Origin of the sequence: Shewanella ulleungensis (assembly GCF_014648315.1) — a bacterium.
Lineage (GTDB): Bacteria > Pseudomonadota > Gammaproteobacteria > Enterobacterales > Shewanellaceae > Shewanella > Shewanella ulleungensis.
In genome coordinates this window covers 231,518-254,481 of the sequence record NZ_BMQW01000002.1, presented here as the reverse complement: position 1 = coordinate 254,481, position 22,964 = coordinate 231,518, and the positions used below count along the sequence as shown (strand labels likewise).

Sequence of the window (22,964 nt, the reverse complement as noted above, 5' to 3'; positions counted from 1 at the left end):
CGTTGAGTTTAATACTCGGTATGCATATCAATAGGCCAAGTAAAAATAAAATTAGCGCCCTTACCTACGACTGTATCAAGTTGAATATTGCCCCCCACAGCAAGCACTATTTTTTTAACAATAGCTAGCCCCATACCACTTCCTTCAACCTCGTCTCTGGGTTTTAAGGTGGTAAACATGGTAAACACTTTTTCAGAATACTGTGCCGGGATCCCAGGACCATCATCTGAGACCGAGAAAGTATAAAATCGCTCATCAGCCACCACAGAAACCCACACAGTACCGTGGCCAGAATCATGATGCTTAATGGCATTATTAATTAAATTACGCAAAACTTGCTCTAATGGCACACTCGCAGTAGTGAGACTCTCGACCGTTGAGTTAAATATTAACGTAAAGCTATTTTGGATATTGCATAGGTCAAACACATTTTCGACAACATCCTTAATATTAATAGTATGAATAACATCATCTTTTTTACCCGCTCTTGAATATGCAAGCAGATCATCGAGTAATTTCTCCATGCGATTAATCCGCCCTCGCATTAACCGTAAGTGTTCAGCATCTTCGTCGTCCAGTTTGCCTTGTAAATCTTCTTCTAACCAACTTGCTAACTGATCAATTCCGCGTAAAGGAGATTTAAGATCGTGAGACGCAACGTAAGCAAAATTGTGTAATTCGGCGTTACTTCTAGATAACTCCTCAAGGTAGTACTTACGTTCGGATATATCTTGTATCGTGCCAGCAAGCTTAACAGCATTGCCATTTTCATATTCAATAGTGCCCATCACTCTCACCCAAATAATCTTGCCTTTGGCATTGATAAAGCGCACTTCAACATCCCATGTTTTGCCAGTCTCAATGGCTTCAGCCAAGGTTTGACGAATAATAGGTTGTGATTCTGGGGTATAAAAATCAATGGCTTGTTCAACGGTTAAGGATGAGCCTGGTGACAAGCCGTAAATGTGGTATGTCTCTTCTGAATAAAAAAGAGTTTGGGTAATAAGGTCCAGTTCCCAACCGCCAATCCCAGCCATTTTGCTGGTGCGATCAAGGTTATCCTTAAGTTTGCTAATCGCTTTAGTTTTGCGTTCATGCTCAGTTAAGTCAACTATAGATAAAAGTAACTTTTTACCTTTATGAGTTTCTAACGTACACAAACCTATGGATAAAGGAAACTCGCGGCCGTCTTTACATAAGCCATTAATATCATATCGCTCATTCTCAACAGTATCTTCTACTTGGTTGAAAAATGATTTTCGCCATCCTAAATGATGATCGCGAAATGATTCAGGCACTAACATATCGATATTCAGCCCTAATAACTTACCTCGCGAGTAGCCAAATAATGTTTCAGTTTCTTTATTAACGAGCTCTATCACCCCGTTATAATCGACTAATAAAACAGCATTAGGTAACGTATCAACAACTCGTTCAAATAAATGCTCAAACTGTTTTCTTAACGAAATATCAACGACGCTACAAATTGCTTGTAACTCGCCTTTGTACTCAATAACACTCAAGCCTATTTCAAGTGGTACTTCTATACCGGTTTTATGCAAACCGTAAACTTCTCGTCCGCTCCCCATAAGCTTTGCTTCGGGGGCGGCAAAGAACATTTGCATAAAATCAGGATGTATATTACAAAATCTAGCAGGTAATAGTACAGCCATCGATTTACCTAACAATTCTGCTTGTGAATAGCCAAAAACTCGGCCTATTTGAGTATTGGCTAGAGTGATAACCCCCTGACTATTTACCACCATAATACCGCTGGGAGCGTGGCTCAAAATGGAATTGAGCTCTTGTTCCATTATCAACACTGTATCTAGATGTAACTGCTTTGCATTAAGCTCAATATCTTTTCTGATGTTTTTAAAGATCAGTATCAGTATTCCAATAACGACCCAATACCAAAACACAACTAACACGGTTTGTTTCTTCGCTTCATCATTGTTAGCCATTGCGATGACCACGACTTTTCGCCGCTGTTGATTATCAAGATAAATGTTAGCTTTCGATACCAAAGAAACATTTAACCAGCTCAGTAATGATGTATCTCCATGAGTGGTATACATCCCTTCGTCAACACGCTTGAACTCATCTTCAAAGGTATATCGTTGTCCACGGTTAAATCCAAAAGTTTTGCTGTTATCTGGATGAAATAAATAATCCCCCTCTTCATTGACTAGGTACATGTGAATATCAGTACCAAAATAAACCGAATCAATAACTAAACGATTAAATAATGATTCAGCTAATACATTGATAACAATCTGCCCTCGCGGATATTGACTAGAAGTGCCACTCACGAGCGTACTTACACGGATAACAGGCAAATAGGGAAATGATAACGCGCCATTTTCATGATTTAAATTAATGGGCGACACATAAACCTCGCCAATATTTAATTTAGTGGTTTGAATAAAATAATCTCTGGTGTTTTTTTGCTGTAAAGATGCTGGAGGGATAATGAATAATTGCTCTTTGCGACGTTCAACCCTAATTTTTTCAAGTCCGCTTTGATTATCGATAAAGCGCAATTGATTTAAGTTCGGGATACTGTGCATATAATGCATAAATACATCGGTTAACGCATCCATATGATACTGTAATCGACCTTGTTGTTCAGTCTTAAGGATTGGGGTTTGGCTCAACTCTGCAATGGCTTTTGAATCAGCGAGGTTAGATAAAAATAGCGCTTCACGCTTTAAATGCTCAATCTGCTCACCTAACAAATTAGCTTTTGCATGAGATACAACATCGAGATCATTTTTAATGATGTCCATTTGATGCCAATAAACAATATGGCACAGCGCCAGCATGAACATAACGGCTAACAACATAATCATCGATAATGAATGAAGTTTGAATTTAAACAATAACGGAAAATGCTTTAACATAATAATCTCGATGAATTTCAGTAATAAAGCATATAAACAGATTAATTACTTAACTAAATATTTAGATTCAAAATCAATAGCATTTATCGGTTTTGAGTAATGATAACCTTGTATTAAATCACATCCCTGAGCTTGACAGAACGCAAGTTGCTCCGCAGTTTCGACCCCTTCTGCGATAACTGATAAACCTAGATATTTAGCAAATTTAATCATGGCCTCAAGCACTATATCTTGAGATTGTTTTTGCTTATAAGCAGCAATAAAACTTTTGTCGACTTTTAACGAATGAATAGGAAATAGATGTAAGTGTTTAATCGATGAGTAACCTGTGCCAAAGTCATCTAGAGATAATTTAACCCCTTGCTGAGTAAGAGCATGGAGTCGCTCAACAATGTTTTCAGGACTATGGATAATAGAACTTTCAGTGATTTCTAATTCCAAACAACTTGGAGATAAATCACAAGATGCAAGCACATCTGACACAAGGTTGAGCAAATTAATATCTTGCAGTTGGAAGGTCGATAAGTTGACCGACATGCTTAACTGATCATCATTGAGGTGATATTGACGCTGCCAATGTTTTAATTGATGACAGGCAGTATTCAGTACCCATTGACCAATATCACCGATAAGATTCAACTCTTCGGCTAACTCAAGGAACATAATCGGACTGAGCATACCTTGAGTAGGATGTTGCCAACGCACTAATGCCTCAACCCCTTTTACCTTTTGTGTTTTTGCACATATTTGCGGCTGGTAATGTACGGTAAACTGATTTAATGCAAGCGCTAAATTAATATCTTGTTCAAGAAGGGCTTTTCTCTGTGTTTCTTGGTGCAGGTTATCGTTATACAAACACACTTTATTACGGCCGGTTTGTTTTGCTTTGTACATGGCAATATCTGCACATTTCATCATTGACTCAGGGCTATCGGCAAATTGCCCCAACATTGACACTCCAATGCTTGCTGTAATCGAAAAACAATGATTACCAACTTGTAAGGGAGTATTCAGTGCTTTTATAACATTATTGGCAATAATCTTAGTTTGTTGCTCATCATTGATACCTTGAGCCAAAATAACAAACTCATCTCCACCAAGCCTAGCTAAACAATCGCCTTCATTTACAACAGATGTCAATTTAGCTGCTACTGTTTGCAATAATTTATCACCAACAGTATGCCCTAAAAAATCATTCACTTTTTTAAAGTTGTCTAAATCAATGAAGAATAGCGCGATATTTGAAGCCGTAAACAGTACTCTATCACATGCATCTTTGAGGGTTTTCTCAAACGTATATCGATTGATTAATTGAGTAAGTGAATCCCTTTTAGCAAGCCATTCTAAGGCGTTATTTTTTTCACGCACAACGCCTTCAAGAAACTGGCGATGTTGTGCTTGGCGAATTGTGCGATTTAACCGATCCGCATTCACTTCTGTTTTTAATATAAAATCATGCGCGCCTACATTGAGTGCATTTAATGATAAAATCTCGTCCTCATGCTGACTCACCATAATGATGGTTGCATCGTTCTTTTTACGCATTAATAGCTTTTTAATTAATACTAAACCATCCATATCTGGTAAGCGGTAATCAATCAATAAGACGTCGACCATGTTATTGTCAAACTGGTGTATTCCTTCTTCACCTGTTTGCGCTTCAATAATAAAAATAGGTCGATGGCTCGACATCAGGGCACGCCGAATAGATTTTCTGTCGATAGAATCATCATCAATAATTAATAATGTAATAGGTTGTTCAAGATTGGCTGCTGTATTATTCATGTGCTGGTAACTCCACTACACGCCAATAGTGGCCTAACATACTCACGATATTTAAAAATGACTCCCCGACTTGTTTTTTGACCATGTAACCCGCTACATTTTTTTTATAAGCGAGGGTTTTATCTTGATCATCACTTGAAGTTGTTAGCATAAACACAACGCTATCTGAGAGAGTATCGTCGGCGCGAATCGTTTTTAAAAAGTCGATACCGCCCATCCGTGGCATGTTGATATCAAGTAATATAATGAAAGGTTTGGGGATTGCATTTCTATGCAGTAAATCGAGCGCTTCTATACCATCTCTAGCTCGAATAGTTGGATTGGCAATTTTAAGTTTCTTGAGGGCTCTTTCTATGCCTAAAACATCAACATCATCATCGTCTATGATGAATATTGTCACATGTTTATGTTGTAATTCAGTTCCATTCATAAGCAGCTCTCAATCCTTGAAATTAACTTAGCAACACCGTGCTCTACAATAATATCTGCGACTAGGACAATACAATCGCAGTATTGCTTTCTCACTTTTAATAAAAGGTGAAGACAAGCCCTTTATAGTGAGCGAAATATCTATATTCATAATAGCTTATACTAATAAAAAAGCCCACGAGTTCAAGTGGACTTTTATTCAACACTTTCTTTCAAGCTTTTAGACAAAATGAAATAAGGTTTTAACCCAAAATATCAGGGCTTATTACCGATTAACATCAACTACAACGCGGCCGCGTACTTTACCGTCCATTAAGTCACTTGCCACGCTCAATGCTTCAAGCAAACTGACTTCTTGCACGATGTCATCAAATACCGCAGGGTCAATAATGTCAGCTAAACGTTGCCAGGCTTCGACTCTATCGGCAATAGGTCGCATAACACTGTCAACACCAGCAAGAGTGATGCCGCGTAAAATAAATGGAGCCACACTCGCAGGTAAATCCATTCCTTGAGCAAGCCCGCAAGCGGCAACGGCACCGCCATATTTGGTACTGGCACATACGTTAGCTAAAGTGTGACTGCCAACAGAATCAACGGCTCCGGCCCAACGCTCTTTAGCTAATGGGCGACCGGGTTCGGATAACGTCGCTCTGTCGATAATCTCGCTGGCGCCGAGTTTTTTAAGATAATCACTTTCATCAACTCGACCCGTAGATGCGACGACCGTGTATCCTAATTTGGCTAAAATAGCGATAGCAAAACTGCCTACACCGCCATTAGCTCCTGTCACTAAAATCTCACCTTTATCTGGCGTGATACCATTTTTTTCAAGTGCGATAACACAGAGCATTGCCGTGTAACCAGCCGTACCAATTGCCATAGCCTGGCGCGGTGTAAATCCTTTTGGTAATGCAATAAGCCAATCACTTTTTAAACGCGCTTTAGTCGCTAACCCGCCACAATGAACTTCACCTACGCCAAAACCGTTTAATAACACCGTATCGCCTACATTAAACTTATCGCTGTCACACAGCTCAACCACGCCGACTAAATCAATACCTGGCACCATAGGAAAGCTGCGAACAACAGGCGCTTTACCAGTAATCGCCAGTGCATCTTTATAGTTTAGCGTGCTATAAAGCACCTTAACGGTCACATCACCTTCTGGTAAAACAGATTCATCCACATACTTAACTATAGTGCGGTAACCTTGATCATCTTTCTCGATTAACATTGCATTAAACATTATTCGCTCCTAATTTAGACTGATCGTCTATTAATAGTTAAAAAATTTTTATCTCGTTTGAACTGCATTTGAGAGTACTTGTTTTCCACACTTTAAGCGCAGATTTACCATAGTGACAATCAAACTACTTGGGTAATGCCGCCATAAAAAGATCACAGAAGTTATCTAGTGGTGAACCATCTTCAACTAACTTAGCGCGACTCACGGCCCCTTCCCAACTGACCCAAAAGTTTTCTGCTAACAACAGGCAGTTGGCATTAGCCGCGATTTGTCCTTGTGTTTTAGCTGCCTCAAGGCAATCTGCTAAACAATGTTGCCAACTAACAAATATTGCAATTAGCTGGGGCCTAAAGCTTTCAGGTAACATACCAACCTCTTGACCCAAGTTACCCACAAGGCAACCACGTTTAAATTGATAACGGGTCATACCCGCCTTGGCATCTGCAACAAAATGACGGATGCGAGCCAAAGGATCATTCGACTCGTCCAACAAATGCGTTTTTAATTTGGCCAAAAAATAGTCAGCATAATTTTGCAAGACGATCTGACCAAACACCTCTTTACTGGCAAAGTAGTGGTAAAAAGAGCCCTTCGGCACTCCAACCTTTTTTAAAATAGGTTCAATCCCTGACGCAGCAAATCCATGCTCAGTTAATTGTTCTAAACCACTGCGGATTAATGCAGCGCGAGTATCTGGGTTATCTCTAGAGACTTTTGGCGGTCTGCCTCTGCGAGGTTTGGTGTTATTTATATTCATCCAATTATATTAGACTGATCGTCTATTTAAATGCAATCATCAATAGTAAAAATGTGAGTGAACACAATATTTATACATAGATCTGTCCGTTCATGTTGCTGTAACCCACTGAGCTTGTGGCGCTACAGTAATATGATACTTTTATTTAGTTATTATTAAAATAATTTGAACTGTAATGATTTAATTTATATTAATTTAATTTAACATCAATGTTTACAACATATTTCGACATTTAAATCGCGAATAAATCATTAAAAAAATCACAACTGGCAAGCTATAAAGCCATAAACCTAACCATTTACATTTAAGCCATACTCTCCACAGCTCAGTGTAAATAGAGCCTTACACAATTTTTTACTGTGAAAACCGTCTTGTCACTATACTCTGTGCATGACCGATATGGCCGCATTGACTCATCTCTGTACGGCACAGTCTTCTTGCTCAACACCTCGGAAAATTAGTTGAAATAGCCCTGCAAAGAGTTAATCACCGAGTATTAAATTGGAAACTCAACATCATATTGTGTTAATATAATTAGACCACTAACTATTGTAGTGGTTTTTTTGTGGTTATTTATACCCATCAGTTTATAGAAACACACGATTTACACGCTCAGGAGGGCACAATGTCAGCAGACATTCAGACGGAAGAAAATCTCATCACACAAGTTTGGAATAAATCAATACTCAAGCTTAAAGATGCCACACAATTACTGTGCTTATTTGCTATTTTAAGTACCTATCTCTTTGTCATGTTGAAACCTAATGGGATTCAAAATAACAAAGCGTTAGGGGGCCAGTAGTTCATGCATTACTTAACCTACGTTTCGTTAGCTATCTATTTTCTGGTCATGCTTGGCATTGGTTTGTTTGCCTACAAGCAGTCGACTAGTGATGTATCTGGATACATTCTTGGCGGCCGCAAGGTTAGCCCGCAGGTCACTGCTTTATCTGCTGGCGCATCTGACATGAGTGGTTGGATGTTAATGGGTTTACCTGGGGCGATGTTTTTGGTGGGATTCGAAACCATTTATATTGCACTGGGATTATTAATTGGTGCCTTGGTTAACTACCTCGTTGTGGCGCCTAAACTGAGGGTGTATACCGAAGTGGCAAATAACGCACTCACTATCCCTGAGTTTTTTGCTAAGCGCTTCCATGCTCCTAACAGTAATGTTCGTATTATCGCAGCCGTGATTATTGTTATTTTCTTTACCCTATACACCTCAGCGGGTTTAGTCGCAGGCGGTAAATTATTTGTTTCAGCATTTGACTTAAGTTACGAGTTAGGATTGGTGGTTACTTTAGGTGTAGTTGTATCATACACCTTACTGGGCGGCTTTTTAGCGGTGAGCCTAACGGATTTTGTTCAAGGTTGTATTATGTTTGTAGCCTTAGTTTTGGTGCCTGTAGTCGCCTATCAAGAGTTTACAAGCGCAGACAAAATGATGAACTTTGCTTACGAATCTATTCCACACTTTTCTGAAGGCATGCAAAACGTCACCATGTTAGGTTTAATTTCTAGCTTATCTTGGGGCTTAGGTTATTTTGGCCAACCGCACATTATTGTTCGTTTTATGGCGATTCGTTCAGTATCCGACATCAAAATTGCCCGTCGAATTGGCATGAGCTGGATGACTGTCACTATTATTGGTGCGCTAGCTACAGGTCTTGTCGGTATCGCTTATGCAAATAAGTTCGATATGAAAATAAGTGATCCTGAAACCATCTTTATTGTATTTTCAGAATTACTGTTTAATCCTTTAATCAGTGGTTTCTTGCTTGCAGCAATTTTAGCCGCGATTATGAGTACCATTTCCTCACAACTATTAGTGTCATCAAGCTCACTCACTGAAGATATTTATCGTGTTGTTTCTAAAAAAGAAGCGACAGAACAAGAAATGGTGAAAATGGGCCGTTACGGTGTAGCAGGCGTAGCTATAGTAGCAAGCCTATTAGCACTTGACCGTTCAAACAGTATTTTATCTCTAGTCAGTAATGCTTGGGCAGGTTTTGGTGCGGCCTTTGGACCATTAATTTTATTTAGCCTTTACAAGCATAATTTAACCCACAAAGCGGCCGTTGCGGGCATTGTTTCAGGTGCTGCCACTGTTCTATTTTGGATATATGCACCAGTACTTGCCGACGGAAAAGTGTTATCGAGCGTGATGTACGAAATGATCCCTGGCTTTATTGTCAGCAGCGTCGTCATTTGGGTTACTAGTGCTATCGATACCGATCCTTGCGAAAAAACAGTTGATACCTTCCATGAAGCCGGCCGCGTATTAGCTGAGCAGAAATAACCGAGAGAATATAATGTCAACTTCACATTGGAAACGCATTGTCGTTAAAGTAGGCAGTGCACTTATTGCGCCTCATCAACAAGGCTGTAGCAGTCATTATCTATTGGGTATTGCACAATTTATTGCTACATGTCGTGCCCAAGGCTGCCAAGTAGTATTAGTGTCATCAGGTTCAGTTGCAGCTGGTAAACATCGGTTCCAAGACACGGCAGAACCAAGCGTATCACTTAAAAAAGCGATGGCTGCAGCAGGTCAAGCAGACATGATGGCCACTTGGGATAAGTTATTTGACTTTCCTTCAGCTCAGTTGCTTGTGACTCATGGCGATCTTCGTGATCGTGAGCGCTATGTCAGTATTAAAGACACCATTTTTACCCTGTTAGACCACGGTTTGTTACCCATCATCAACGAAAATGATGCCGTTACAACTGATAAGTTACGCGTAGGTGACAATGATAATTTGTCGGCCATGGTTGCTGCAGCAGCTGATGCTGATGCACTCATTATTTGTTCTGACGTAAAAGGCTTGTACACAAAAAACCCGAATCTACATGATGATGCCAAGCTGATAAAACAAGTTAGCGACATCAACCAAGATATTTACGACATGGCAGGCGGCGCCACCAGCAGCGTGGGTACCGGCGGTATGCGTACAAAAATACAAGCTGCAGAGAAGGCGATTTCTCACGGAATTGAAACCATGATTGTTGACGGTTTCGATGCAGACACCTTTAACCAGTTATTAAAAGGTCAAAACCCGGGTACGTTATTTACCCCATATGATGTACCAATGCAGGAGCACTTACATTGGATGACTCATACCTCACAGGTACAAGGTGAATTAATTGTTGAAAACGATTTTAACGCTGACCTTGAAGAACATGATACGCAACTCACCAGTGACGATGTAGTGGCCGTTAGAGGCAACTTTTCCGTCGGTGATACTGTACTAGTGCGCAAAGGCGATGGCACTAAATTGGCAAAAGCTAAATCAAATTACAGTAGTTGCTTACTTCACTTTATTTCTGATCAAGAAGACCGCGAGTTTGCCAATAATGCGCAACAGAAAACCGGTCCATTGATTTCAGATAAAAACATCGCCATTTTGGAGAAAATATGAGCTTGATTAAGACCTTATCTCAAAACGCAGCCATTGCGGCGCAAACACTTGCAGTATTAGATGAGCAAGTAAAGAACACTATTCTACTCGATATGGCACGCGCACTTCGCGCTCATAGTGATGAAATTATTAAAGCTAACTTATTGGATTTAGAGAATGCTGAAAGTGCCAATATGGGCGCAGCAATGTTAGACCGTCTAACGTTAAACAATGAACGTATTGAATCTATGGCGGCAGGTATTGAAACTGTGGCATCGCTACCGGATCCAGTTGGCATTCAACGTGATTTAGGCGACAGGCCTAATGGCTTAAGCATTCGTAAAATGCGTGTTCCTTTAGGTGTTGTATGCATGATTTATGAAGCTCGCCCAAATGTGACCGCCGATGCTGGAGCACTGTGCTTCAAGTCAGGCAATGCCGTCATTCTGCGTGGCGGTAAAGAGGCGTTACATTCGAGCAAAATGATTGCATCTATTTTACAAAAAGTACTCGAAGTGTATCAGTTACCGCCAGCGTTAATCACCGTCGTGCCCGACCCAGATCGTGCATTGATGCTCGAACTAATGCAACAACGCGAATATATCGACGTCATTATTCCACGTGGTGGCGAAGGCTTAATTAACTTTGTAACTGACAACAGTAAAGTGCCTGTAATTCAGCACTTTAAAGGTGTTTGTCACTTGTACGTCGATAAGGAAGCCGATCTTGATATCGCATTGTCATTACTGCTAAACGGTAAAACCCAACGCACTGGTGTGTGTAATGCGTTAGAGGGACTGATTGTCCATAAAGATATTGCGGCAGCCTTTTTACCTAAAGTCGCTAGTGCACTAGCAGAACATAACGTGACGATTAATGCATGTGAGCAAGCAAAGTCATACTTTACGGCTTGCAATGTGATGGGTGATGATGATTTTGGCCAGGAATATTTAGACCTTGAAATTGCCATTAAGCAAGTGGATGACTTCGATGGCGCGATTAACCATATCCGTCGTTTTGGTAGCCATCACACCGAAGTGATTTGTACTCAAAATGAGGTGACTGCGGCGCGGTTCCAACGCACTGTTGATGCCTCAGTGGTGATGGTGAATGCATCATCTCGCTTCTCTGATGGCAGCGAGCTGGGTCTTGGCGCAGAAATTGGCATTGCTACCAGTAAGCTTCATGCTTACGGCCCTATGGGACTAGAGTCACTCACCACTGAAAAGTACCTTGTAAGTGGTGTCGGCCAAGTGCGCGCGTAAACTTATCTAGCATCAGTCTGTTAACACAAACTGATAAATACAAGCTGATAAAAGGGTGACAAACCTATAATAACTCTTGTTTAATCAGCTTTAATAAAAAGGTCTCTCGTTCTATCGAGAGGCCTTTTTTGTTGCTGTTTGCCATCGTGTCGAGGTTATGTTGAATCGCGGCATCAATATCCATCCATACCGGTGTCATTCCATTGCTAATTTCATGCGATTCAAGCTGCGGCTCAGCGAGCTCATCAGCAATTGTGCACACATAACAGTAAGACAGCATGTTTACCGACTCAAAGCCATCTCTGCGCCATGGACGATATTCTTGATATAAGCCAAACGAAATGACATCACCCACCACTTGCGCGCCGGTTTCTTCTTGTAACTCGCGGATTAAGCCCTGCTCAATATGCTCACCGTCATCAACACCGCCACCGGGTAACGAGTAGTCATGATAGCGCTGGGTAAATACCCAATCGACCTGAAGATACGTGTTTCAGAGCTTCACCGTGTTTTCAATACTAGGCGCGTTAATGTAGTAATGTAGGTACCTTAAAAATTAGCGCAACAACGTAGTGGGAACACGGTGAAACTCCCAGAGGGCAAGTTTTACACGCGTTTATGCTGCGTTATTGATTTTGGAAAGGGAACAACCATTACCCGCAATCAATGCCTTGCCTAAACGCGTGTAAATTCTTGCTGAAATCGAGCATCTTCAGGTTGATTGGGTATCCAACATCAAAATCTGATTATCTCGCAGCACAATCGCTCTCGCCGCTAAACGCGTTAGCATGGTCGCTTGATTATTTTGGATAAACTCTTGAGGCGTATCAGGATGATAACTAGTGGTTAAATGACGCATAGTATTTGAATTGAGGCTTAGAGGTTAAATCAAAAAACGCATCATACGTTGCTAGGCACTACGATTCAACAATCAGGCTCCCTCCCGAAGACGAAGCCGCCAACAATATAAACATTGGCGGCTATTTTTATGGGTTATTCAATGGCACTGTTTTGATAATGCTTGCCGTTAATCCGCTCAATAATTTGTGTTGCGGTTAAGTCATGTACCACATTTATCACTGTTGATGCGGCATCAGTAATCGCCCCTATCACCACTAAAATCGGGATCACCTCCATAGGTAGCCCTAATGTAGTCACAATAAAAATTTCACCTAAAAATGCCCCACCGGGTACGCCACCAATAACAAAAGCCGACAACACCGAAATCAAAATGGTCAGCATAAATACGTCGGTAGTGAAATCGAGCCCTAATAACGAATAGATAAACACAATCTTTAACGCGGTAATTGCAGCAGCGCCACCTTTGTTTAAATTGACTAACAGAGGTAAGCTAATTTCAGCAATCTGCTCATTCAAGCCCATCTTTGCGGCACTGCGAATGGTCACTGGTAATGTGGCTAAAGATGAGCTAGTTCCCAAAGCGGTGACGGCAGGCTCAAGCATATGTTGCCAAAATTGCTTTACCCCTTTTACCCCACCACCAATCCACGCATATAGCGTTGAACCCACGGTTAAATACAGCGCCATAGCAACAAAAAATAATCCAACAGCACGGGCAAAGGTACCCATTAATTCTGTATCTTGGCTGGCCATAGTTGCGGCAAAATAAGCCCCTAAACCAATGGGGGCGACATACATTAATATTGAAATGACTTTCATGATAACCGTATTTAAGCTGTCTAACATGCGGCTGACTTTTAGGCCATCTTCACCAGACTGACCAATGGCGACGCCAACAATCACCGACATAATAATTAACGCTAAAATATTCGACTTAGATAACAGCCCAACAAAATCATTAGTGGTTAATAAGCTTACGAAATCCATACTGCCAGAAGCCGCATCTATCGTGTTGGCTAAATCTAAAGTCACACCTTGTGCAGGATCGTACGCTAGTGCTAATAACACCACCCCAACGGATGGCACAATCGCCATCACAATCGACACCGCCATAATCGACATTAATATCGCACCTAACTTTTTTAAGTCGGTCATATGAGCAATTGACGACATCACGCTCACCGCAACTAATGGCACGATAATCATAAACAACAAGTTAAGAAATATCTGCCCAATCGGTTTGAGTTTAATTGCCCACTCTGGAAACAAGCCACCAAAAAGGCCACCGATGAGTAACGCACTTAATAAAATAATGGACGAGCGGTAAGCACGTAGGCTACTCAACATATCAATTCCTAAAAATGAAAGCTAACCCCACTTGATAGAGAAAGCCAAAACAAAAATTAAACCCTTTAAATTACGACAAAATATGACACAAAATAGAAATGATACCAATCCCAAAAATTTCACCTGTAACACGAGCCATAGGTTATCAAGCTTTTACAAGCGCATCGATAACCTCATGATTATAGTTGCTCTTAATCATAGTGACATTAGGATGTAGCAATCAAACCAATAAACGCTTTCATCGCTACAGAAACACTGTATTTACGGGTCATGAATACCGTGTCGCCGGATTCAACATCTAACAAGGTTTGAGCATGCAGGTTGTGCAATTGCTTAGCTGACATGGCAATACCGCCACTGACAATGCCATAACCTAAGCCCTGCTTTACTGCACTGACGAGATGAAACAGCGAATCCGTTTCTAAGACGATATTAAAACTACCACCTGCTTTTTCCATCGCGTTATCAATATACTGCCTAAATTGCATGTTTTGACTTAGTAATATTAACGGTGATGATTGCAACTCACTTAATAGCATAGCTTGTTGAAATACTTCGGGATTGAGCGTTAATGCTTGGGGTGACAAAACCGCCAAAGGATGACTAGGCTGAGGATAAAAATCAAACTGTCTGCGGCTTGATTCAGTGATATTTTCGTCAAAACCTAAGCCAATATCGACTTGATGTAATGTCAGTTGTTCAATGAGCTTTTCATTTGTGGTAACCAGTAACTTAATCGAAATATCCGGGTGCAACTCGGTAAAGTGTTTAATGATGGGCATAATATCGACGCTAGATTGCGGTACAATCCCAATATTAATTGCCCCTTTTAGCGGGCCGCTAAAGGCGCTAATCTCCTGTTTCAATGCAGCTTCATCTAGCAACATCTTTTCTGCATATTGCTGTAAAACACTTCCCGCCTCAGTTAGTGCCACAAATTGACTGCCACGAACTACCAGTTCAGTGTCAAAGCGTTTTTCTAGTGCATTAATACTGGCAGATAACGTCGGTTGAGTAATATGGCAAGCCTTAGCGGCTTTAGCAAAATGCTTAAATTTTGCTAATTCGTGGAAGTAATGTAACTGCCGTAGGTTCATATTGTCGTTTACACCTTAAAATAAAAAAGACTATTAACTTATCGATATTGATAGATAAAAACTATCAATGTATAAAATAGTTTGATTGGCATTGTATATTAGCCCCTCTTAAAATGTGACCCACCTCAAGTTTTAGGTCTAAAAGCATGAATGCGTCATACAAATGGTCGCCGTCAATTGAACACTTAGTAGAAGAAGCCGCTGCGGCAATTAACCTCAATGGCATCAATTATGCCGTGATGATGATTACTCCAGACAACATTGAAGACTTTGCGATTGGCTTCCTCTTTTCTGAAGCAATAATTCAACATGATCATGATGTACACGACATTCAAGTTAGTCAGTCTGAACATGGATTTAGTATCGATATCACTATCGCAAATCGCTGTTTATACGCATTAAGCAGTAAAAAGCGTCGACTAATAGGTGCAACAGGTTGTGGTATTTGTGGCGTAGAAGCTATTACCCATGCGCTTCCTGAATTAACGACATTACCGCTTACTCGCCCAATTGAATTATTGGATGTCGACGCCCTCAAACTGCAAATTGAAGAGCATCAACTCAAAGCTCAACAAAGCGGTGCCATTCATGCGGCTTTAGCCTTAAATGCCCAGGGCAACATCATTGCTTGCCGTGAAGACATCGGCCGTCACAATGCCTTAGATAAATTAATCGGTATGTTAGTTAGACAGCCAAGCTCATTGTCTGAGTGCAACGCATTATTAATGACCAGCCGTTGCAGCAGTGAGCTCATCCATAAAGCGGTGTTACTAGGCGTAAATAACTTAATTAGTTTAGCGTCACCCAGCCAGTTGGCGGTAAAACTGGCGTTAAAGTACAACCTCAATATTATTCATATCCCTAAGTATTCAGCACCAATTTATTACTCTAATTTTCAAGCCAAAGTCAATTTAAGCAGTCTGCCTGTTAGTCCATTCGGAGCCATTAATGCCTAACCATATCCAAAAACCTAGCAAAGCCGGTGGCTTTCCCTCAATACAAGCCACATTAAGCCATGTATTACGTAGCCAACGCACCAAGCAAAATCTCAAAAATTTATTACGCGTTAATCAAACCGATGGGTTTGACTGCCCAGGTTGTGCATGGGGCGACAACAAGCAGGGCGCATTTCAATTTTGTGAAAATGGCGCCAAAGCCGTTGCATGGGAATCAACAGGAAAAGGTGTTGGCAGTGAGTTTTTTGCTGAGCATTCGGTACGCCAACTAGCCAAGCAAACCGATTATTGGCTCGAATATCAAGGCAGATTAACTGAGCCAATGCGCTACAACGCAATAACCGATCACTATGAACCAGTGAGCTGGAACGACGCATTTAGCATTATTGCCGATAAGCTCAATAGCCTGTCTAGTCCTAACCAAGTTGAGTTTTATACCTCTGGCCGTGCCAGTAATGAAGCATCATACCTTTATCAATTATTTGGCCGTTTATATGGCACTAATAATTTTCCAGACTGTTCCAATATGTGTCACGAAGCCAGTGGCGTCGCACTAATAAAAGCCATAGGTATTGGTAAAGGCACTGTGGTATTAAATGACTTTGATGACGCTGAAGCCATTTTTGTGTTTGGCCAAAATCCAGGGACAAATCACCCACGGATGATGAATGCGTTACGTAAAGCTGCTAAACATGGCTGTAAAATTGTGACCTTTAATAATCTTAAAGAAGTCGCGTTAGAAAAATTTGCCAGCCCACAAAGCCCAATAGAGTTATTAACACCTGCAGCCACTAACATCAGTCATCAATACTTAACCCCTAAATTAGGTGGTGATATGGCGGCTGTGCGCGGTATGACAAAATACATTATTGAACAGCGCCAAGACAAAATTGATCATGAATTTATTGAGCAACACAGTGCCTTTTTTGAAGAATACCAACACAGCGTAAAGCAAACCAGCTGGCAACAAATCGAGCTGCAATCTGGGCTCACAAAAGCTGACATAATCAAAGCGGCAACGATATTCAGTGACAGTAAAACCGTCATTAGTTGTTGGGCAATGGGATTAACCCAGCACAAACACTCTGTCGACATTATCCGAGAAGTAGTCAATTTACATCTACTATGTGGCCAAATAGGTAAAAAAGGTGCTGGATTGTGCCCTGTTCGTGGTCACAGTAATGTTCAAGGCAATCGCACAATGGGCATAAATGAAAAGCCATCAGCAGAGTTTATCGCTCACTTTGATAACTTCCTTGGTACTCGCTTGCCACGCCAGGCAGGTCACAATGTAGTAGATGCGCTGAAAGCGCTAAAATCAAAAGACAGTAAAGTACTGATTTGCTTGGGCGGCAACCTAGCTGCAGCGGCCCCAGATACAGACTTTACTTATCAAGCCATACGTAATACAGAGCTCAACGTGCAAATTAGTACCAAGCTTAATCGCAGCCATTTACAAGTGACACAAGATGGGCTCATTTTGCCTTGCCTAGGCAGAACAGAGCTAGATATCCAGCGCTGCGGCATTCAAAAAATTACCGTTGAAGACACCTTCAGTATGGTACATGCCTCAACCGGGATGACCGAACCGGTTTCAGAGTTATGCTTGTCTGAAATTGACATCGTTGCCCAAATGGCCAATGCGACGTTTCAACACCGACGTTTTCGCTTGCGAGCAGATACTCAACAGACTTCCACAAAAATTGATTGGTTAGCCTTACGTGATGATTACAGACTTATTCGCCAGCTAATTCAAAATACCATAAACGGCTTTGAATATTTTAATCAACGTATTGAACAGCCTGCTGGATTCTATTTAGGTAATAGTGCGGCTAATCTAGTATGGAACACCAACACAAAACGCGCAGAGTTTAATCCAAGCCGTCTGCCTGACTCGGTGGTTGCCGATTGTTCTAGTTATGCACAATTGCATGATGCACGCCCCACGCAACAGCCTATATTATTATTGCAAAGTTTACGTTCACATGACCAGTACAACACAACAATTTACGGTATGGATGACAGATACAGAGGTATTAAAGGCAAACGTAACGTATTATTTATCAATCCACAAGACGCAAAAAAACTCAACCTAGTTGAAGCTCAGTTAGTTGATTTACAATCTGTTGCTAATGACAATGTTGTTCGTAAAGTGTTTGGATTTAGCCTCGTATTTTACGATATCCCACAAGGTAATATCGCCGCTTATTATCCAGAAACTAATCCTCTAGTGTCTATTAACAGTGTCGGCATTGACTCTTACACCCCAACCTCAAAATCAATCCCTGTAGTAATTACGGCTTCAACCAAACAGGTCATTAATGTGGCTCAGGTATAAACCCGGTCACTTATTCTTTATAAAGCTCAGCGCAGTTAGCTCTGGGCTTTATCACTAAACGCTAGCCAATAAAAAATACCAATGCCATTTGCGATATCGCTGACATTGGTATTAGAGAGCCATGCTTTTATTGATTAACAATAAAAGCTGATTATTCGTTAACCGTTATTTCCAAGCAAACTTTTTGAATACGTCATCAACCGGTGTTTTTGCCACGTGATTGGTATAGTTACTGATCACTTTTTGTGACAAGCCTAAAATAATCTCTAGCACTTGCTGTTGGGCATAACCTGCTGCATAAAAAGCTTCAAGTTCTGCTGTCGAAATATTACCGCGGTTACGAACAATGCTTAATGTTGCATCTTGTAGCGCTTGTAATTTAGCAGTTGGCATCGCAGTTTTGTTGCGCAATGCTTCAGTTAATGCAGCATCAACTTTCATTGAGTGAGCAATACCCGTATGTGCTGGCACACAATAACCACATTCATGCTCAACGTTAATGGTTTGCCATACTACGGTTAGCTCTTCCGCGTTAAATGAGGTCTCAGTAAAGAACTGATGTAATTGTTGATACGCTTTTAACGTGCTTGGCGATTCAGCTAAAACACCAAATAGGTTAGGTACCATGCCCATTTGCTGTTTAGCGCCCTCAAGCATTGCTTTGCTTTCTTGTGGTGCGCTTTCTGCTGTATGGATAGTAAATGAAGTCATAATATTTTCTCTTCTCAATGAATAAATTGGTGGATGCTTTGTTTCGAATTGAAATTACTATAAAACAATTTGAGCGATTGTTCAAATTGTTTTTGAACAAACACTCAAGTTACATTGCTGTATTCAATCCAAGGCTATAAGTCATGTTTATTATCAGGTAGGTAAAGAGCATAAAAATAAACCGTTAATCGCTAAAATATTAACGGCATAAATATCAATTTAGGAGTCTTATTATTGTAGTTAACTCTGCTATTGCCTGTTCAAAATGCAAGCTAGAAAGAACCTTTAATTCGATTTTTCTAAAGAAAAATCAAGTCTAACTTGTTGGCGATATTGACTTACTGCATGGCCTTGATCCAATTTAGGTTTGTATTTCCACCCCTTTATTGCTTGAATCGCTGAACGATCAAATGTGCGCCTGGGTTGAGCATCAATCACCTTAGCATTCATTACCGCACCCATTTCATTAATATCGAACTCTACAACCACATAGCCTTCAATTCCGTCACGGGCAGCGATAATAGGATATTGAGGCGCGACTTGAACAACAGGTAACGCGTCGCTTGAATTTCCCCCTCTTTCATATGTTTCAGATCCCGTCTGTACTACTGGGAGAATAAGCTCATTGGCTATCATGGTGACTTCACCGCCAGCAGATGTAGGAATTGCGACACGTTCTACATTCGGGATTATTGGCTTAGGCTTTAAACGTTCGATAGTTCTAGGGGCTACCGGCTTAGGAATATCTTGAACAACGTTAACTAACGGAGCGTCGCTCGCCTCACCAGTTAAAACATGATCGTTTTTAACTAATTGCGACATAAACACAAATAATCCTAAAGTCACAACGGCGCCAATTATCACAATGGCTGTTTGACTCAACCATTTTTGATAATTAAATAATCTCTCTGTTTTTATCACACCGGTGTGAAACAAATCATCTTGTCGACCAAGCAAACTATTTGAGTTCATAGACAATCCTTTTATTTGTAACCCAAGGTAATGAAATCAAGACAAATAATGCCAAGTTTTCATCTAATACTGCTTAACGGTCATAGTACATTCACAACAAATAATGAATTAAATAACGTCATAAATCTTAATGTTATAAAATGTAAAACAGCTTTTAAGCTGCACATTACGCTTAAGTTAATATTGGTTAAAGTAAATGGCCTATTAATTGTTAGCAACATTGTCAATCAATGTAAAACATTTTGTTACATTTAGAGTTGACCGCCATAAATAGAAACATTTAACGATCTTTTTATTAACAAAATAATCACATATCACATATTAAACACACTTAGTTTTCTTGTATTGATACTCTTCAATTGAACTTACAATTGAGACTGATTACCATTACCAGTTGTGAGGTTCTTAATGGATATTCTTAAAAAGCACAATAGAATCAGATGGTTTAATTACCAATTAATTCACAGCACGATGCAACTTGAGCAAATACAACATGAATATGGTTTCAATATTAAAATGGTTTCATAATTGGGTAGGTTTTACGGTTAGTATTACAATGCTAATTGTACTAACAACTGGAGTTTATTTAGGCAGCGTTGATTTATTAAAACGCACAGACAATTTAGGCCAAACATTTGCGCCAATGACACTAGAGCAAAAGGCCGAGACAGTCGCAACGGTATTTGAACGCTACCCTGAAATGAGCACAGTTCGCTTTCCAACTGAGCACACGCCTTATGTTCAAGCCAGTACACGCGGTAAGGCCATTGCTTTAGACAATGAACTCAACGCACTAGCTAGCCGCGCTTCATTCGACCTGCCTTTTTATGAAACAGCGTTCTGGTTACATCGTAATTTTTTGATCGAAAATGGCGGCAAATACATCAATGCGTGGGCCTCATTGGCTGGCGGTATTGTCACATTAGTCGGGATTTATTTATGGTGGCGAGTACGTAATGGTTTTCGGTTAAAACAAACTTTTCCTAAGAGCACTCGCTCAAGCAGTTTGCTTAAAAGCCACATTCAATTAGGGCTGTTTATCTCAATACCGTTATTTATATTGTGTATAAGTGGATTTTTAATTACCTATAATGGTTTATGGGCTGAGGCACTAAATCAAAAAACTGTTACTCAATCGTTTCCTGTAAGCCAAGGCAATAATTGGTTAAGCCAACTCACAAATGCTCAACAAGTTTGGCCAAACGCAGAGTTAGTCTCTGTAAGCAAACCGAGAGAACAAAAAGGTAAAAAACCAAACAAAACCTCGCGGCTCGATAACCACAAACCGCTGGCTCAGATATTTTCTATTCAATTTGACGAACATCCTGGAGTTTGGTTAAGAGAAGCAGATCGTATTAGCATTAACCATACAACGGGCGTCATCGAGTCAGCATTAACTCACAGTGACAGACCATTATCGGGCAGGATTTCTAGCTTTGTACGACCACTTCATGATGGGTTGAATATGCCTGCCAGTTATGTGGCATTGATAACCTTAGTGTCATTGATTGGTACTGGCATTTTATCGTTTAGTCTAGTGACATTTTGTCGCCGCACATTTGGTCGAAAAACTAAAAAAGCCGCATAACAGAATATATATCCACAATGCAGTGTGAAATATTTCGCACTGCATTGAGTAACACTTTACGGCATATAATCTATACCTACGCGCCGTATAATGTCACCACTACAGCACCGCCGAGACCAACATTATGTTGCAGTGCCAGTCTAGCGTTATCAACTTGCCGCTTACCTGCTTGCCCGCGCAAGTGCCAGGTTAATTCGGTACATTGGGCAAGCCCAGTCGCGCCAATAGGATGCCCTTTTGACATCAAGCCACCCGATGGCCCAATCACATATCGCCCACCATAAGTATTATCTCCATCAGCAATCAATTGAGCCGCCTCACCTTCAGGGCACAACCCTAGAGCTTCATAGGTAATCACCTCATTTGGGGTAAAGCAATCATGCAACTCAATCACATCAATATCTCGAGGGCCAATACCGGCATCACAATACACTTGCTCTGCCGTTTGTTGGGTCATGCCTTTGCCTACAGCGTTAATGGGGTCTTGCCACGAGAGCTCTGTGTCAGTCGCCATCGCTTGAGCAATAATTTTTACTTTAGATGTTATGCCGTGCTGGCGGGCAAACTGTTCACTGCACACAATCGTCGCCGCGGCACCACACGTTGGCGGACATGCCATTAAGCGAGTGAGGTAATTATCGTATATTACCTTATCGTCGAGCACTTGTTGGTAAGCTAATGGCGTTGAAAACATTGAGTACGGATTATTAATGGCATGCCTGCGCGACTTTTCGGCCACCTTGGCAAAGATATCTGCGTTAATATGATATTTATCCATGTAGTGACGCCCAGCCGCACCAAACGCACGTAACGCAATTGGACCTTGTGGCGCATTGAACTGCTGCAATACAGGATCGAGTCGCTCGAATGGACTTTCTCTGTCTTGCCAGTGTGAGCCTAACGCGCCGGGTTGCATTTCTTCAAAACCAAACGCTAATGCACACTCAACTTGGCCCGATAATACCGCTTGACGAGCCAAAAACAACGCAGTAGAGCCACTCGAACAATTGTTATTAACATTAATAACAGGAATACCGCTTTGTATTACGTCATAAAATGCATGTTGAGCGCAGGTGCTGTCACCATAGATGTAAGCGCCATATGCTTGGCCAATCGCTTTCGCATTGATGCCAGCGTCCGCTATTGCTAACTTAATAGCTTCAGCGGCCATCACTCGATAAGGTTGTTGCTGTCCTGGTTTGCAAAATGGGATCATCCCTACTCCAGCGACTCTTACTGTTGTCATATAGCTCCTATTACGGCGTCTAATTGCATCAACTAACGATTCAAATATCGTTCAGATAT

General features: G+C 40.9%; 17 protein-coding genes and 1 pseudogene. 7 read left to right on the top strand and 11 right to left on the bottom strand.

The genetic code is table 11. The features are described 5' to 3' along the window. Positions 1-8: 8 nt before the first annotated feature. The 5 genes from IEY40_RS04870 to acuR form a co-directional block, all read right to left on the bottom strand. A complete protein-coding gene (locus tag IEY40_RS04870) occupies positions 9-2,903 on the bottom strand; it encodes a PAS domain S-box protein (RefSeq protein ID WP_188953904.1) in 2,895 nt (964 codons plus the stop codon). Positions 2,904-2,948: 45 nt separating this feature from the next. Next, complete coding sequence (locus IEY40_RS04865; RefSeq protein ID WP_188953902.1) at positions 2,949-4,688, bottom strand: putative bifunctional diguanylate cyclase/phosphodiesterase; 1,740 nt, start codon at positions 4,686-4,688, stop codon at positions 2,949-2,951. Then, a complete protein-coding gene (locus IEY40_RS04860; RefSeq protein WP_188953900.1) occupies positions 4,681-5,118 on the bottom strand; it encodes a response regulator in 438 nt (145 codons plus the stop codon). Before IEY40_RS04860 ends, IEY40_RS04865 begins: the two co-directional genes overlap by 8 nt. 264 nt (positions 5,119-5,382) lie before the next feature. Next, positions 5,383-6,366: an acrylyl-CoA reductase (NADPH) gene (acuI, locus tag IEY40_RS04855; RefSeq protein ID WP_188953898.1), complete on the bottom strand. Its 984-nt coding sequence runs from the start codon at positions 6,364-6,366 to the stop codon at positions 5,383-5,385. Positions 6,367-6,490: 124 nt separating this feature from the next. Beyond that, the gene (gene acuR, locus IEY40_RS04850; protein WP_188953896.1) at positions 6,491-7,123 is read right to left on the bottom strand and encodes an acrylate utilization transcriptional regulator AcuR; all 633 of its coding nucleotides are present in this window, start codon (positions 7,121-7,123) and stop codon (positions 6,491-6,493) included. A 625-nt stretch (positions 7,124-7,748) separates the two neighbouring features. Here acuR and IEY40_RS04845 point away from each other — a divergent pair. From IEY40_RS04845 to IEY40_RS04830, 4 genes are read left to right on the top strand one after another with little or no spacing between them, the layout of a single operon-like run. Next, the gene (locus tag IEY40_RS04845) at positions 7,749-7,925 is read left to right on the top strand and encodes a hypothetical protein (protein WP_188953894.1); all 177 of its coding nucleotides are present in this window, start codon (positions 7,749-7,751) and stop codon (positions 7,923-7,925) included. A 3-nt stretch (positions 7,926-7,928) separates the two neighbouring features. Next, on the top strand, positions 7,929-9,425 hold the full coding sequence (gene putP / locus IEY40_RS04840; protein WP_188953892.1) for a sodium/proline symporter PutP: 1,497 nt from the start codon (positions 7,929-7,931) through the stop codon (positions 9,423-9,425). Positions 9,426-9,438: 13 nt separating this feature from the next. Further along, the gene (gene proB, locus IEY40_RS04835; RefSeq protein ID WP_188953890.1) at positions 9,439-10,545 is read left to right on the top strand and encodes a glutamate 5-kinase; all 1,107 of its coding nucleotides are present in this window, start codon (positions 9,439-9,441) and stop codon (positions 10,543-10,545) included. Continuing rightward, complete coding sequence (locus tag IEY40_RS04830) at positions 10,542-11,789, top strand: glutamate-5-semialdehyde dehydrogenase (protein WP_188953888.1); 1,248 nt, start codon at positions 10,542-10,544, stop codon at positions 11,787-11,789. The genes proB and IEY40_RS04830 overlap by 4 nt, the downstream gene beginning before the upstream one ends. A 64-nt stretch (positions 11,790-11,853) precedes the next feature. Here the strand turns inward: IEY40_RS04830 and IEY40_RS04825 are convergent. The 3 genes and pseudogenes from IEY40_RS04825 to IEY40_RS04815 all read right to left on the bottom strand — a co-directional run. Further along, positions 11,854-12,240, bottom strand: a pseudogene (locus IEY40_RS04825) (NUDIX domain-containing protein); the annotation flags it as partial. Between the two features lie 542 nt (positions 12,241-12,782). Further along, complete coding sequence (locus IEY40_RS04820; RefSeq protein ID WP_188953886.1) at positions 12,783-13,997, bottom strand: dicarboxylate/amino acid:cation symporter; 1,215 nt, start codon at positions 13,995-13,997, stop codon at positions 12,783-12,785. A 206-nt stretch (positions 13,998-14,203) separates the two neighbouring features. Next, complete coding sequence (locus IEY40_RS04815) at positions 14,204-15,094, bottom strand: LysR substrate-binding domain-containing protein (RefSeq protein ID WP_188953884.1); 891 nt, start codon at positions 15,092-15,094, stop codon at positions 14,204-14,206. Between the two features lie 146 nt (positions 15,095-15,240). Here IEY40_RS04815 and fdhD point away from each other — a divergent pair, with 146 nt between their 5' ends. Further along, a complete protein-coding gene (fdhD, locus tag IEY40_RS04810; protein ID WP_188953882.1) occupies positions 15,241-16,050 on the top strand; it encodes a formate dehydrogenase accessory sulfurtransferase FdhD in 810 nt (269 codons plus the stop codon). Next, positions 16,043-18,388: an FdhF/YdeP family oxidoreductase gene (locus tag IEY40_RS04805; protein ID WP_188953879.1), complete on the top strand. Its 2,346-nt coding sequence runs from the start codon at positions 16,043-16,045 to the stop codon at positions 18,386-18,388. The genes fdhD and IEY40_RS04805 overlap by 8 nt, the downstream gene beginning before the upstream one ends. A gap of 165 nt (positions 18,389-18,553) precedes the next feature. Here IEY40_RS04805 and IEY40_RS04800 read toward each other — a convergent pair whose 3' ends face one another. Both IEY40_RS04800 and IEY40_RS04795 read right to left on the bottom strand, forming a co-directional pair. After that, complete coding sequence (locus tag IEY40_RS04800; protein ID WP_188953877.1) at positions 18,554-19,099, bottom strand: carboxymuconolactone decarboxylase family protein; 546 nt, start codon at positions 19,097-19,099, stop codon at positions 18,554-18,556. Positions 19,100-19,384: 285 nt separating this feature from the next. Further along, positions 19,385-20,071: an energy transducer TonB gene (locus IEY40_RS04795; RefSeq protein ID WP_188953876.1), complete on the bottom strand. Its 687-nt coding sequence runs from the start codon at positions 20,069-20,071 to the stop codon at positions 19,385-19,387. 493 nt (positions 20,072-20,564) lie between these two features. Here IEY40_RS04795 and IEY40_RS04790 point away from each other — a divergent pair, with 493 nt between their 5' ends. Continuing rightward, complete coding sequence (locus IEY40_RS04790) at positions 20,565-21,659, top strand: PepSY-associated TM helix domain-containing protein (protein ID WP_308424499.1); 1,095 nt, start codon at positions 20,565-20,567, stop codon at positions 21,657-21,659. A gap of 76 nt (positions 21,660-21,735) precedes the next feature. Here the strand turns inward: IEY40_RS04790 and IEY40_RS04785 are convergent, their stop codons facing one another. Next, on the bottom strand, positions 21,736-22,905 hold the full coding sequence (locus IEY40_RS04785) for a lipid-transfer protein (protein WP_188953872.1): 1,170 nt from the start codon (positions 22,903-22,905) through the stop codon (positions 21,736-21,738). Positions 22,906-22,964 lie beyond the last annotated feature (59 nt).